10 protein-coding genes are annotated in these 14,772 nt (G+C 36.2%); 6 read left to right on the forward strand and 4 right to left on the reverse strand.

Going from position 1 to position 14,772, the window contains the following annotated elements; all coding sequences use genetic code 11:
- Positions 1 to 58 precede the first annotated feature (58 nt).
- Both H8B04_RS05210 and yidC read left to right on the forward strand, forming a co-directional pair.
- Positions 59 to 1,675, forward strand: coding sequence for a CTP synthase (locus H8B04_RS05210; protein WP_223815284.1), 1,617 nt, complete (start codon positions 59 to 61; stop codon positions 1,673 to 1,675).
- Between the two features lie 21 nt (positions 1,676 to 1,696).
- A complete protein-coding gene (yidC, locus tag H8B04_RS05215) occupies positions 1,697 to 3,493 on the forward strand; it encodes a membrane protein insertase YidC (protein ID WP_165291889.1) in 1,797 nt (598 codons plus the stop codon).
- Between the two features lie 263 nt (positions 3,494 to 3,756).
- Here the strand turns inward: yidC and H8B04_RS05220 are convergent, their stop codons facing one another.
- The 3 genes from H8B04_RS05220 to alaS form a co-directional block, all read right to left on the reverse strand.
- Positions 3,757 to 4,446, reverse strand: coding sequence for a response regulator transcription factor (locus tag H8B04_RS05220; RefSeq protein WP_165291890.1), 690 nt, complete (start codon positions 4,444 to 4,446; stop codon positions 3,757 to 3,759).
- Between the two features lie 109 nt (positions 4,447 to 4,555).
- Complete coding sequence (locus H8B04_RS05225) at positions 4,556 to 5,650, reverse strand: TlpA family protein disulfide reductase (RefSeq protein WP_165291891.1); 1,095 nt, start codon at positions 5,648 to 5,650, stop codon at positions 4,556 to 4,558.
- A gap of 15 nt (positions 5,651 to 5,665) precedes the next feature.
- Positions 5,666 to 8,281, reverse strand: a complete 2,616-nt coding sequence (gene alaS, locus H8B04_RS05230; RefSeq protein WP_190301683.1) for an alanine--tRNA ligase — start codon at positions 8,279 to 8,281, stop codon at positions 5,666 to 5,668.
- Between the two features lie 193 nt (positions 8,282 to 8,474).
- Here alaS and H8B04_RS05235 point away from each other — a divergent pair, with 193 nt between their 5' ends.
- From H8B04_RS05235 to H8B04_RS05250, 4 genes are all read left to right on the forward strand, one after another.
- A complete protein-coding gene (locus H8B04_RS05235) occupies positions 8,475 to 9,302 on the forward strand; it encodes a universal stress protein (RefSeq protein WP_165291893.1) in 828 nt (275 codons plus the stop codon).
- Between the two features lie 10 nt (positions 9,303 to 9,312).
- A complete protein-coding gene (locus H8B04_RS05240) occupies positions 9,313 to 10,173 on the forward strand; it encodes a universal stress protein (protein ID WP_190301684.1) in 861 nt (286 codons plus the stop codon).
- 125 nt (positions 10,174 to 10,298) lie between these two features.
- Positions 10,299 to 11,630: an OmpA family protein gene (locus H8B04_RS05245; protein WP_190301685.1), complete on the forward strand. Its 1,332-nt coding sequence runs from the start codon at positions 10,299 to 10,301 to the stop codon at positions 11,628 to 11,630.
- 286 nt (positions 11,631 to 11,916) lie between these two features.
- Entirely contained in the window at positions 11,917 to 13,155 is a 1,239-nt protein-coding gene (locus H8B04_RS05250) for an OmpA family protein (RefSeq protein ID WP_190301686.1), read from the forward strand.
- Positions 13,156 to 13,208: 53 nt separating this feature from the next.
- Here the strand turns inward: H8B04_RS05250 and H8B04_RS05255 are convergent, their stop codons facing one another.
- Positions 13,209 to 14,558: an acyl-CoA dehydrogenase family protein gene (locus H8B04_RS05255; protein ID WP_165291897.1), complete on the reverse strand. Its 1,350-nt coding sequence runs from the start codon at positions 14,556 to 14,558 to the stop codon at positions 13,209 to 13,211.
- Between the last annotated feature and the right edge of the window lie 214 nt (positions 14,559 to 14,772).

Here is a 14,772-nt window from a genome sequence, read left to right on the forward strand (position 1 = left end):
AAGGCTGATGTAATGGAGTAAAATCCCCACATCTAGAGTTGAAAATTCCATAATTGCTATGACTAAATATATCTTTGTTACGGGCGGCGTAACCTCGTCGTTAGGGAAAGGCATTATTGCTGCCTCTCTTGCCAAGCTTCTTCAGGCACGTGGCTTTAAAGTTACCATTCAAAAGTTTGACCCATACATCAATATCGATCCAGGAACCCTGAATCCATATGAGCATGGAGAGTGTTACGTGACGGAGGACGGTGCTGAAACTGACCTTGACTTAGGACACTACGAACGCTTCTTGAATGTTCCGACTTCACAAGCAAACAATGTAACAACAGGTCGTATCTACAAACACGTAATCGAAAAAGAACGTGAAGGTGCTTACTTGGGAAAAACGGTACAGGTGGTTCCACATATCACGGACGAAATCAAACGTCGCATGCAGCTTCTGGGCCAATCTGGCGAATACGACATCGTCATCACAGAATTAGGTGGTACGGTAGGTGATATTGAATCTTTACCTTTTGTAGAAGCGGTGCGCCAACTACGTTGGGAATTGGGTAACAATGATTCTTTAGTTATTCACTTGACATTAGTACCTTACTTGGCTGCCGCTGGTGAGCTAAAAACGAAACCAACTCAACACTCTGTGAAGACTTTATTAGAATACGGTGTACAACCTGACATTCTGGTTTGTCGTACAGAGCACAAATTGACACAAGATATCCGTAAAAAATTAGCTTTATTCTGTAATGTAAACATCAATGCCGTTATCGAATCAATCGATGCGTCGACTATTTATGATGTGCCTTTATTGATGTTGAAAGAGCAATTAGACAAGACGGTATTAACAAAATTGAAATTATCGACTAAAAATGAGCCTAATCTAGAAAACTGGAAAGCATTTTTAGGTCGTCTTAAAAATCCTACAAATGAAGTGAACATCGCTTTAGTAGGTAAATACGTAGAACTTCCGGATGCATACAAATCTATCACGGAAGGATTCATTCACGCTGGTGCTGCTAATGAAACTAAAGTAAAAGTGAAATACTTTGCAGCAGAAAGCATGACTGATGACAACGTAGCTGAAAAACTAAAAAATATTGATGGGGTATTGGTAGCGCCAGGATTCGGAGAAAGAGGTTTACAAGGTAAGCTTACTACCATTAAATACGTTCGTGAAAACAAAATTCCTTTCTTCGGAATTTGTTTGGGTATGCAATGTTCGGTAATCGAATTTGGACGTAACGTATTAGGATTGAAAGATGCAAATTCATTCGAAATGAATGAAAACACACCTCACCCTGTGATCAACTTGATGGAAGAACAGAAAAACATCAAAAACATGGGCGGCACAATGCGTCTTGGTGCATATGACTGTGAAATCAAAAAAGGAACTAAAGCTTTTGCTATCTATGGCAAAGCGAAAATTTCAGAACGTCACCGTCACCGTTACGAATTTAACAATGAATATTTGGAACAATATGAAAAAGCGGGTATGATTGCTTCAGGTATCAATCCAGATACGGGCTTAGTAGAGATTGTGGAATTAAAAGATCACCCTTTCTTCGTAGCGGGTCAATTCCACCCAGAATTAAAGTCAACTGTTGCAAATCCTCACCCACTTTTTGTTAGTTTTGTAGCTGCTGCATTAGCAAACAAAAAAGCTTTAAAGAAATAATTTTTGACCAAAACAATTTAAATGGATAGAAATAACATTATTGGATTAGTTTTAATCTTCTTAATCTTCGGGGGATCATTCTACTTAATGAAACCTAGTGAAGCGGAAATAAAATTAGAACAAGCAAGACAAGATTCTATTGCTGCTGCAAAAAGCGGAGTGGTAGCAGTTAAAGATACAACAAACCAAATCGTTCAATTGGATTCTGCAGCTTTAGCAAAACCTTTTGGTGCGGCTAAAGTAGGCCAAGAAGAATTGGTTACTTTAGAGAATGACATTCTAAAAATTGACTTGACATCAAAAGGTGGTAAGGTTAAGAATGTATTATTAAAAGGTGAGAAAAACTTCGACGGTTCAGCATTGAACATCTTAGAAGGTGAAAACAATAAATTTGGTTTTGTTTTCAAAGCAGCTGGCGAAAATATTCACACGAATGACTTAGTATTCTCGGTTGTAAATAAAACAGCTACATCAGCTACACTTCGTTTAAATTACAAAGAAGACCAATACTTAGAGTATAACTACACATTGACTGATGGTCACAATTTAGCATTAAATGTAAATGCGGTAGGTATTCAAAATTTGGTAGATGTTCAGCAAAAAACAATCATCTTAGATTGGGAAGCTACACTTTTACAAAAAGAGCAAAACATCAAATCTGAAAGAGAAAAATCATCAGTTTTCTTCAAAGATGCTGAGGGTGATATCGACCACTTGTCCGAATCTAGCGATGACGAAGAGAAAATTGAAGACAGCAAATTGGAATGGATTGCATTCAAACAACACTTCTTCTCTTCTATCCTTTCTTCGAAACAACAGTTCGAAAACACGAATTTGGTAACTAAACTTGCGACGCAAGATGGTGTGGTGAAAACGTACAAAGCAACTGCTGAATTAGCTTTCAACGCGCAAGCAAATAATACGTACGAATTCAATTATTTCTTTGGACCTAACAAGTACAAAACTTTAAAAGCCGAAGATAAATCATACGAGAAAATCATCAATATGGGATGGGGTCCAATGGGCTGGATCAACAGATTCATCACAGTTCCATTGTTTGATTTCTTAGATGGATATGCATTGAGCTACGGTATCGTTATCTTAATCTTAACATTATTGTTAAAAGGTGCGATGTTCCCGTTGACACGTAAATCCTACTTGTCTATGGCTAAAATGCGTGTTTTGAAACCACAATTGGATGAAATCAAAGAAAAAGTTGGTGATGACAACCCTATGTTATTGCAACAAGAGCAAATGAAGTTGTATAAACAAGCTGGGGTTAACCCACTTGGCGGATGTTTGCCAATGTTGCTTCAAATGCCTTTCACATTAGCTTTCTTCTTCTTCTTCCCTAACTTATTCGAATTAAGAGGTGAAAGTTTCTTGTGGATGCAAGACTTGTCGACGTATGATGCGCCTATTACATTCTCAGGTTTCCTCGGTATCAACCACATTTCATTAATGTGTGTGTTGATGACTTTAGTGACTTTATTGACTACTTGGTACAATAACGCGACTTCAGGAGCAACTTCAGGAATGGGTAACCAAATGAAATACATCGGTTACATCATGCCATTGTTATTCTTCTTCATGTTGAACAACTTCCCTTCAGGATTAAACTATTACTATTTCTTAGGTGCGGTATTCACATTCTTAACACAATTTATTATCCGTCAATCAATCAATGACGAAAAGATCTTGGCTAAATTGGAAGAGAATAAAAAGAATCCTAAAGTGCAAAAGAAATCTTCTTTCCAATCTAAAATGGAAGAAATGATGAGACAGCAACAAGCTGCACAACACAATAAAAACAAATAATCTCTACGAGATTTTAAACATAAAAAATCCCGATTAGCAAATAACTAATCGGGATTTTATTTTTATTTCTACTTCGTCATTCCGACGTCAGAAGCAATTAACTTTTTAAGATGACGTCATCTCGACGTTAAGGAGAGATCTAAAGATATGATATTTCCTAATTGACACTTCAAATGAGATTTCTCACTACACTTCATTTCATTCGAAATGACGGACTAAAAAAAATCGTCAATCGAAATTCTAAATCTTAATTGAAATAATTCTTAATTCAAATCAAACTTATATCCTACACCTTTCACGGTTGAAACATAACTTTCTCCAATCTTCTCACGAAGTTTACGAATATGCACATCTATAGTACGGTTTGTCACCACTACAGAATCTTCCCAAATGGATTTAAGAATCTGTTCGCGCGTGTAAACCTTGTTAGGCTTAGATGCCAAAAGATAAAGCAATTCAAATTCCTTACGAGCTAAGATAATTTTATCTGTTCCACGGTAAACAATGAATTCATCACGATCAATCACCAAATCTGCAATGGCAACTTTATCAGAATATGTTTCCACGACTTCCTGACTCGTACGTCTCAAAATTGCATTGATACGCGACATCAAAGCTCGCGGCTTGATTGGCTTAGCGATATAATCATCTGCACCGACATGAAAACCTGCTATTTCAGAATATTCCTCACTTCTGGCAGTCAAAAACACCATAAATGTATGTTTGAACTCTGGCATAGCACGCATCAAACGACAGGCCTCTATCCCATCCATCACAGGCATCATGACATCCAAAATGATTAAATCTGGGTTTTCTTCTTTAGCCTTTTCAATGGCCAATCTTCCATTGGTAGCGGTAAAAACCTGATAGCCTTCTCGCGTTAAGTTGTAGGAAATGAGGTCTAAAATATCTGGCTCATCATCTACCACAAGTATTTTTTGCTTCGCACTCATAGCTTCTTTTTTTGCTAAAATATGTACTTCATGGTAAGATAAAGTTAATCAAATATTATGAAATTGTTAAGCCGTAAACCTAGCTTAACAATTTCATTAATATTTCATCTTATAGAGTAGACTTGAGCAAGTCTTCCAATTCTTTACTTCTAAGATTTTTGGCTATAATTTTTCCTTGTGGGTCTAATACCACCGAACTTGGGATAGCTTTGATTCGGTAGTTGATAATCAAATCCGAAGACCAAGCTTTTAAATCTGATACATTCGTCCAAGTCAGCTTATCTTCTTCAATTGCACGCATCCACGAGCCCGGATTATTGTCCAACGACACTCCCAAAATATCAAAACCTTTACCTTTGTACGTATTGTAAATACGCACCAGGTTCGGATTTTCCTTACGACATGGCATACACCACGAAGCCCAAAAATCCACCAACACATATTTACCACGGTAATCTGAAAGCTTCACCGTTTTGTTAGTAGGTGTATACGCTTCGAATTCTGGAGCAGGCTGACCAACAGCTAATTTCTTCAGTTTTTCAATTTCCTCACGGAATTGATTAACCATCGCGTTATCCTTGAACATCTCTTTAGTTTTATCAGAATAAGCAATTAGTTCTGCTTCCGCCAATTCAGGATCCAATGTACTTACGGCATAGAACCCCGCTAGGTCATTGTGTTTTTCAGCAAAAGAAACCGCTTCCTTCGTGTAGAAATTCATGGTTTTCTTATACTCACCCAAATATTCCGAACGTAAAGCATCAATTTCAGCTTCTGATTTATTAGCAATACGTTTGGTAAAATCCGATTGCAAAGAATCTTCCAAAAACTCCTTACGCGCTTTGATAGGCGCAAATTGTTTCAAAGCCGTAGACAATTCAGAACCTACTACCTGATAAGCTTCAGGTTGTTGTAGATCTGCTTGAAATTTCACCTTTTCTCCTGGAGTCAGGATAATAGGGTATTTATTTTTTCCAATTTGAACAGAAAGCAAACGCGATTGCGTTGCCGCACGCTCAAATTGGAATTTATTTTGGTCCGAAAGAAAGACGGAATCCAACTTACGGTCACCTTCATAAAAAGCTACTACTTTCACGTTTCCAGGATTCTGAATTTCTCCTGAAATGGAAATTGTGTCTTTGTTCGAACATCCTATCACACTCAATAATACTGCACCCGCCAAAAAAGATTGTAGCTTTTTCATGTTATTTTTTCTATTTTATTTTGTCAAAAAATCTTTTGCTCTTGCAATTGCTTTATCCAAACCGCTTGCGTCTTTACCACCTGCTGTCGCAAAGAATGGCTGACCACCACCTCCACCTTCGATATCTTTCGCTAAATCACGAATAATTGCACCTGCATTTAATCCTTTTTCTTTTACTAAGTCTTCTGATACCACCACAGTTAAGCTAGGTTTTCCATCAAATTCAGCACCTAATACAAGGAATAAATTATTCAACGCTCCTTTCAATGCGTACGCTAAAGTTTTCACCGCATCTGCATTTGGTAAGTCTACTTTAGAAGACAAGAAATTCACCCCATCAATTACTTCGAATTTAGATTCCAAATCCTTTTTCATGGCTAATGATTTTTCACGAACCGCATTCTCGATTTCTTTTTTCAACGCACCATTTTCTTCTACAATTTTAGAAACTGCAGAAACGAAATCTTTAGGATTGTTTAAGATTTCTTTCATGTTTTGCGCCAACTCGAAATGCTCACGAATAACCGCAGCAGCTTTTGTACCTGTGATGGCTTCAATACGACGAACCCCCGCAGCAACTGCCGATTCTGCTACGATTTTGAAGAAACCAATTTGTCCAGTAGCTTTCACATGCGTACCACCACAAAGCTCTTTGGAGAATTTATCATCAAAAGTAATTACACGAACGTAATCACCATATTTCTCACCGAATAATGCCGTTACTCCGGATTCTATCGCTTTTTGATAAGGAACTTGACGCTCTTCTTTCAAGGCAATATTCTCACGAATTTTCGCATTTACAATATCCTCTACGGCTATGATTTCATCATACGTCATTTTTGAGAAATGCGAAATATCAAAACGCAAGACATCAGGATTTACCAATGAACCTTTTTGATTCACATGGTCACCCAATACTTGTTTCAATGCAGCATGCAACAAGTGCGTAGCCGAGTGGTTAGATTCTGTATCCAAACGTTTAGTTGCATCAACTTTTCCATCAAAGAAACCTTCCAAAGAAGATGGCAATTGATTCACAAAGTGAACAAAAAGACCATTTTCTTTTTTCGTATCTGTAACATAAACTTTCTCACCTGATTCAGAAACTAAAACACCAGTATCACCTACTTGACCACCGCCTTCTGCATAGAAAGGCGTAACCGACAATACTAATTGATATTGGTCTTTACCTTTAGCCGAAACTTTACGGTATTTGACGATTTCTGTTTTCGCAGTTAATGTATCGTAACCTACGAATTCTGTATCTTCATTATCACTTACAATTACCCAGTCGCCCGTATCAATTGCTGTAGCCGCTCTTGAACGCTCTTTCTGAGCTTGCAAAGCTTTATCAAAAGCTTCCATATCCACAGTCAAGCCTTTTTCACGAGCCAACAATTCTGTCAAGTCAATAGGGAAACCATACGTATCGAACAATTCAAAAGCAAAATCACCATCAATTACTTGATTGCCTTCTGCGTAATTTTCGAAACGTTGAATACCTGTAGTCAAGGTACGCAAGAAAGAAACTTCTTCTTCTAAAATAACTTTCTCTACGAAATCTTGTTGTTGATACAATTCATCAAAAACACCTTTGAATTGCTCTGCCAAAACAGGAACCAATTCGTGGAAGAAAGGATTTTTGAAATTCAAGAAAGTATAGGCATAACGTACAGCACGACGTAAAATACGACGAATTACGTAACCAGCTTTATTATTTGACGGCAACTGACCATCTGCAATTGCAAAACTTACTGCACGAATGTGGTCAGAAATAACGCGCATTGCGATATCTGTCTTCTCGTCAGCACCATATTTAATACCTGATTTCTCTGAAATATAACCAATCAAACCTTGGAAAACATCTGTATCGTAATTCGATGTTTTGCCTTGAATACAACGTACCAAACGCTCAAAGCCCATACCCGTATCCACATGTTTGTTTGGTAGGGGTTCAAGACTTCCGTTTTTCAAACGGTTGAATTGCATAAATACCAAGTTCCAAACCTCAATAACTTGAGGATGGTCTGCATTTACCAAATCTTGGCCTTTTACTTGTGCGCGTTCTTCTGGTGAACGCATATCAAAATGGATTTCTGAACAAGGTCCACATGGTCCTTGGTCACCCATTTCCCAAAAATTATCCTTTTTATTACCTAATAAGATTCTGTCTTCTGCAATATGTTTCTTCCAGAAATCGTACGCTTCTGTATCACGTTCCAAATTTTCCGAAGCATCACCTTCAAAAATCGTAACGTACAAACGGTCTTTGTCCAACTTCAACACCTCCGTCAACAATTCCCAAGCCCATTCAATAGCTTCTTTTTTGAAGTAGTCACCAAATGACCAGTTACCCAACATTTCAAATAACGTATGGTGGTAAGTATCAATACCTACTTCCTCTAAGTCATTGTGTTTACCAGATACGCGCAAACAACGCTGTGTATCGGCTACTCTCGCATATTTGACCGCTGCCTCACCCAAAAACAATTCTTTGAACTGATTCATTCCGGCATTTGTAAACATTAAAGTAGGGTCATTTTTAACTACCACTGGAGCAGATGGTACAATATGATGTGATTTGCTTTGAAAAAAATCCAAAAACGCTGCGCGTATTTCTCTACTGGTCATGAAATTATACTTTTTTAAAGTCGCAAATTTACTCAAAATAGCTGGCTAATACAATCATATTACAGATTTGTTCTGGCTTTAATTTACTATGAAAAACGACCAAAATCATTTCTAAAAGCTACCCCTCATCATCTTTTTATTGAATAATGTTTAGTAAATTTATCCTATTGCTTATCAGTGATAACTAATTTATATGAGAAAAAAGATACTAGTTCCGACCGATTTTTCGACAAATGCCTTATATGCAGCTCGCTACGCTTGTCAGATTGCTAAACAGAATGATTATGACATTCACCTTTTTCATTGCTACACTACTAGCACAGCTACCGACGCAGAAAACTCTACGCAGTTAAAAGCCGATGTATTGATGCAAGAATTGAAAGATCAGTTAGCAAAAGATTTTCCAACTATAGCCATTGAATCGGAATGTGTGTCTCGTTTCTTGACTGATGTACTACCTGAGTATGCAGTAGCGCCTACATTTGTTTTGATAGTAATGGGTACCACGGGCGTAGGCAAAGGAAAATCTGTTATTTGGGGCAGTAATACATCTTTTATTACGAGTAATTCAAAAATCCCGGTTATTGCTATTCCATCTGGTGCAGAAACTTTCTCGGCAAATCATACGGCTATCCTAACAAATTTTAAAGCCGAAGAAATCGAAACGCTAAATAATTACATCAATTATGTTTCTCCAATAAAAAATCTTGATATTATCCATATTTATAGAGATAACAAGAAAGAAAAGGATGTCAAACAACAACTTACAGACTGGACATTTAATATTAAACAATTAAGTGATATTGAAACCATAAATATAGTAGCACAACCCATCCAAAATGATAATGTACATTTAGATACCGTGCCAGAAGTAATCAATCATATTATTGACACTAATAATTATGAGATGATTTTGGTAACGAAAACCCGTAAATCTTTCTTCGAACGAATATTTTCAACATCCGTATCGCGCGAAATCACATTGCAATTACACAAACCAACTTTCTTTGACAATATTTAATAGCATACCAATGAGCAATAAAATATTAATACCAGTAGATTTTTCTATTCACTCGGATAAAGCGGTGGAATATGCTGTTCAGCTTGCCGAAAAGAATAATTTTCAAATAGACTTGTTGCACGTCTTTACGGACCACAGCAATATTTATATGAATGCGTTAAAAGATCCTAGTTTGGTAGATCCTCGCGTTCCTGAAGCCAAACAAAAAATGGCAAAATTGATGGAAAAGCAGAATCAAGACACGCCAGGAATTCAATTTCAGCCTTTATATGCAGACGGAAATTTATACGATGAGGTACGTAGATTAGCAGCGAAAGAGCAATATGACGCCATTATTATGGGTACAAAAGGTGCTTTTGGTTTGGATGCTTTACTGATTGGATCCAACATGTTTGATGTGTTTTTGAACACCAAAGTTCCAGTATTGGCGGTTCCATATAGCGAGAAAAAATTTAAAGTAGATAAAGTGGGATTGCTGTGTAATTTCAAATATGGTGAAATCGATGTGTTGAAGCAAGCGATTAAAGTTTATGGTACGAATTTCGAATTGGTATTAATACATGTGAACACAAGCAACGAATCTGTTCACAATATAGATAAAAGCTTCGAAGTCTTTATTGACAAGATTGTTGAAGAAACTGGAATTGAAGATATTTCTTATGTTATTAAATCTCAAACTTTCTTCGTACAGTATAAAGAAGATATTTCATCAGCCATCAACACCGTGATAGCAGACGAATTATTAGACGTACTCTTGGTGACAAAAAGTAAAAAGACCTTTTTACGCAAAATAATCGAAGAAAATATTGTTAAGAAAATGGCATATGATATCAAAATTCCTAAATTCTTCGCACGCAGAACGGAAGAATAAAACCTCTCTTTTGTAGAGAAATAATTACATAAATCTTTAAAAATCGCTTTTCTAATAAGCAATTTTTAAAGATTTATTTTTTGGCAACATAATTGTTTAATAGAGAGAAAAAAAAGAATTATATTATGATGAACAACTACAAAAAAGTTTCTCTCGCATTAGCAGCTGGATTATTTACTACAGTAACATTCGCGCAAGTTTCACATCCTACTATTGACGACACGACTCCATTTGCTCCTAGTACAGATTACAAAACTTGGTCTATTGGACTGAATGCAGGAGTTTTAAATCAATCCAATATTTTTGGTTTCAACAGAGCTGGATTTGATAAATTAAATCACAATTTAGGTTATAGTGCTTATATCAAAAAATACATTTCTCCATCTTTTGGCTTAAAAGCTCAATATTTGGGTGGTAAAGTTGGCGGTATCAATGAAGACGCAACAGCTACTATATCAGAATTCGAAGCTAAGACACCTTGGTCAGCTGCTTTGTCTGCTGAATGGACTCTAGCAAATACAAACTGGAGATTTGTAAACAGCATTATTAAGCCATATTTCTCTGTAGGTGTTGGAGCATTAAATTTTAAAACCACTACTACGACTGCTGCTGGAACTAATACTGCTGATGCTCAAACCAAATTATATGTACCAGTAGATGCAGGTTTGAAATTTGCAATTGCAAAAGGTGTGAATTTGGATTTAGGTTACCAATTAAACTGGGCTAACCAAGATTTTGATGGTATCCCGGGAGGTCAATACAAAAATGATTTATTCTCGTATGCACATGCCGGTCTTGAATTTGCTATTGGCGGATCAGGTAAACCATTCTTAGGAAATAGTAACCCTGCTGCAACGTTAGCCGCTGACGTAAATAAAAAATACGATGAAATTAAAGCTGAACGCGATGCTTTAATTGCTTCTAATAATGAATTGAAAGGCCAAATTGCGCAAATCAATGATGACTTGAAAGATGATGACGGCGATGGTGTTCCAAATAAATTCGACAAATGTCCAAATACACCTACAGGTGTACAAGTAGATGGTGCAGGTTGTCCTATTACCGTTAAAAACGAAACTAAAGTAATTGAGAAAATCGTTGTTACGGAAGAAGACAAAAAAGTGGTAGATGAAGCTATCAAAAACTTAGAGTTCGAAACAGGGAAATCTACTATTCGTTCGACTTCATATTCTTCATTAGATAGAGTTGCAGCAATCTTAATTGAGAAAAACTTTAGCTTAAAATTAGCAGGACACACAGACAATACAGGTTCTTTACAAACAAACTTACGTTTGTCAAAAGAGCGTGCAGAAGCTGTTAAAGCGTATTTAGTATCTAAAGGTGCTAATGCTTCACGTATAGAAGCAACAGGCTACGGTCCTAACCAGCCAATTGCATCTAATAGTACTGCAGAAGGACGTCAACAAAATCGCCGTGTAGAGTTTACTTTATTTTAAAAATAAAAGGTTTTAAAAAATGATTAAAAGGCTTTGGAATATTCCAAAGCCTTTTTTATGCAGGATAGTGTAGATTTCCAACTACAGCTATCGAATTTACACACGAGACAAAAACCCCACCAACATATTGTATATCAATACATTATTAAATAAAATTAATTAATTCTAATAATAAAATTATTTTCATAAATCATGAGAATATAAAAACTATATTTATATTTGCAATATAAAATTGTATTAAACAATATAATATTGTTATTTATTAATTATACTTAACTTCTCATTTATGAAAACGATTAGTTTTACCAAACTCACTACTTTACTTGTAGCCATCTTCACCACTTCTAACAGTATTGCGCAGGAAACAACTATTTTTGATAGCTCTGCTCCAAGCTCGACTTACAGAACTTGGTCAATGGGCCTCAATGTTGGTTTATTAAGCCAAGAAAATAAATTTGGTTTTAATGAAGGTAATTTAGAATTAGGCTATAGCGCATATCTTAAAAAACATTTATCTCCAAATTTTGGGTTTAAGTTTCAATATTTAGGTGGTAAAATCCGTGAAGAATCAAATTCTACTACACAATTTGAAACTAAACTTCCATGGTCTTTTGCTTTTTCTGGAGAGTATGTTTCTAATTTATTCAATTCAAATGTAGTAAGACCATATTTGTCAGCGGGTATCGGGTATTTGAATTTAAATAGAAGCTCTAGCTCATCAGAAACGGATTTAAACAGAGTATTCATTCCAGTAGATTTAGGACTTAAATTCGTTGTAAGCAAAGGTGTTAATTTAGATTTAGGCTATCAACTTAACTGGACTAATGATTATTTTGACGGAAAAACTAATCATTCATTCCCATACGATTTATTCTCTTACCTACACGCTGGAGTTGAATTTGCATTAGGTTCGAAATCAAAAGCATTCATTCAAAATACAAAACGTAGCAACTCCAATGACTTATTAGCTCTTAAATATGATGAGCTAAAAGCTGGTCAAGATGCACTTCTTAAATCTCAACAAGCTATCAATGATCAATTGAGCAAATTAGCTAAAGATTTAAAAGATGACGACAATGATGGTGTAGCTAATATTTATGACAAATGTCCGAATACACCTGCCGGAACAAAAGTGGATGGAGCAGGATGTCCTCTTCCAGAACTTAAATTAACTGATGGTGAAAAGCAAGTTGTTATTGAAGCAGTAAGAAATCTAGAATTTGATTTCAATAAGGCAACTATCCGTTCTTCTTCATTTAGCTACTTAGATAAAGTTGCTGAATTAATGAAAGATAAAGGATATAATTTAAAGTTAGATGGTTATACGGATAATATTGGTTCAGATGCTGTAAATCAAAAATTATCTAAAGATCGTGCAGATGCTGTAAAAGCATATTTAGTTTCAAAAGGTGTAGAATCTCGCAAAATTGAAACTGCAGGTCATGGTTCTAAATTCCCTATTAGTTCTAATAGCACAGAAGAAGGCCGTCAACAAAATCGCCGCGTAGAATTTTCATTATATTAATTCTCAGGATTGTTAAAGGTTAACCGGGAGCTGGCGAGTTCCCGGTTATTTTTTTATACAAAGGCGCTGTAACCTGTGATACTGCGACCGACTATTAAGGAATTGATTTCCTTTGTTCCTTCGTAAGAGTATATAGCTTCCGCATCCGCTAAAAATCTTGCCACGTTATATTCTAACAAGATACCATTTCCCCCCATAACTTCTCTCGCACGTGAAACAATATCTCTTGTACGCAACGTACAGAATACTTTCGCTAGTGAAGCATGCTCATCCTTCAGTTTTCCCTCATCTTGTAATTCGGATAATCTATAGGTTAATGTTTGCATCGCCGTCAAATTGGAGAGCATTTCTACCAAATGATTTTGAATCAATTGGAATGATGCAATAGGTTTACCAAACTGCTCACGCTTCAATGTATATTCCAAAGCGTTCTCGTAAGCTCCACGCGCACAGCCTACCGCCATCCACGCTACTCCTGCCCTAGTCATTTGTAATACTTTTGCAGTATCTCTAAAACTATTGGCATTAGGCAAACGATCGGATTCTGGAACTAAACAATCCGTCAGTGTGATTAACCCATTTTGAACAATTCGCAAAGCCATCTTACCTTTTATCTTCTCTACCGAAAAACCTGGATTTTCTTTGCGAACTATAAATCCTTTTACCTGATTGTCTTCAATATCTCTAGCCCATATAATAGTAATATCCGAAAAAGTGGAATTACCAATCCATTTCTTTTGACCATTCAGAACCCAACCGTCGGCAGTCTTACGACATGTAGTAGTCAAACCTCCAGCCGTAGCCGATCCTACTTCAGGCTCTGTCAAACCGAATGCCCCTATCTTTTTCAGTTGCTGCATTTGTGGTAACCACTCCTGCTTTTGTTCTTCCGAACCACACATATATATAGAACCCATCGCTAAACCACTTTGCACACCTAAAAAAGTAGCAATCGAAGGATCAATACGTCCAAATTCGGCCGCAATAATTCCATCCATTAAGGAAGTTCCTCCAGCGCAGCCATAGCCTTCATATACATATCCGCAAACATTAAGCTCTGCTAATTTTGGAATAATCTCAAAAGGGAATTCATCATGTAACCAATAATTATTGACAAGAGGTTTTATTTCAGCTTCCAAAAATGCTCTAACTTTTAATTGCAAAGCGCGATCTTCGTGAGACAATTTTTCTTCAACTGAATAAAAATCTGCATCAATTGGAGGAGGATCCTTTTTTTTCTTTTGCGATGTCAACATTTTCATAGCCATTTGCAATTGGTGCTCATCCATTTTAGAAACAGAATTTATGACCGCAGCCAAATCCACTTTCTGGGATAATTTGTCCAGTTGCGCTAAATCCACAGATTTAAACAACTTTATCAACTTTTGAACTTTTTCAAACATAATCTCTCCTTTAGCTATAATTCTTTTTTGTATTAAAATAACTTTTTATTGTTGCATTTCAAGAAAACTGTACTATATTTGCATCCGAAATAAGACAATTAACAATTTTTTCCCCTGATAATCAAGGTGTTAAAAGAAAAATAAAAAAGTTTTATTTTTTGGGTTACCTTTTAGAGTTACCCGTATTAATAGGTATAGTAAACAAATTTGTTTC

The organism is Sphingobacterium litopenaei (assembly GCF_014692495.1).
GTDB lineage: Bacteria > Bacteroidota > Bacteroidia > Sphingobacteriales > Sphingobacteriaceae > Sphingobacterium > Sphingobacterium litopenaei.

Excerpts from the sequence above, each read along its gene's own strand:
- H8B04_RS05210 (WP_223815284.1), top strand. The coding sequence starts at position 59 with ATGACTAAATATATCTTTGTTACGGGCGGCGTAACCTCGTCGTTAGGG.
- yidC (WP_165291889.1), top strand. The coding sequence starts at position 1,697 with ATGGATAGAAATAACATTATTGGATTAGTTTTAATCTTCTTAATCTTC.
- H8B04_RS05220 (WP_165291890.1), bottom strand. The coding sequence starts at position 4,446 with ATGAGTGCGAAGCAAAAAATACTTGTGGTAGATGATGAGCCAGATATT.
- H8B04_RS05225 (WP_165291891.1), bottom strand. The coding sequence starts at position 5,650 with ATGAAAAAGCTACAATCTTTTTTGGCGGGTGCAGTATTATTGAGTGTG.
- alaS (WP_190301683.1), bottom strand. The coding sequence starts at position 8,281 with ATGACCAGTAGAGAAATACGCGCAGCGTTTTTGGATTTTTTTCAAAGC.
- H8B04_RS05235 (WP_165291893.1), top strand. The coding sequence starts at position 8,475 with ATGAGAAAAAAGATACTAGTTCCGACCGATTTTTCGACAAATGCCTTA.
- H8B04_RS05240 (WP_190301684.1), top strand. The coding sequence starts at position 9,313 with ATGAGCAATAAAATATTAATACCAGTAGATTTTTCTATTCACTCGGAT.
- H8B04_RS05245 (WP_190301685.1), top strand. The coding sequence starts at position 10,299 with ATGATGAACAACTACAAAAAAGTTTCTCTCGCATTAGCAGCTGGATTA.
- H8B04_RS05250 (WP_190301686.1), top strand. The coding sequence starts at position 11,917 with ATGAAAACGATTAGTTTTACCAAACTCACTACTTTACTTGTAGCCATC.
- H8B04_RS05255 (WP_165291897.1), bottom strand. The coding sequence starts at position 14,558 with ATGTTTGAAAAAGTTCAAAAGTTGATAAAGTTGTTTAAATCTGTGGAT.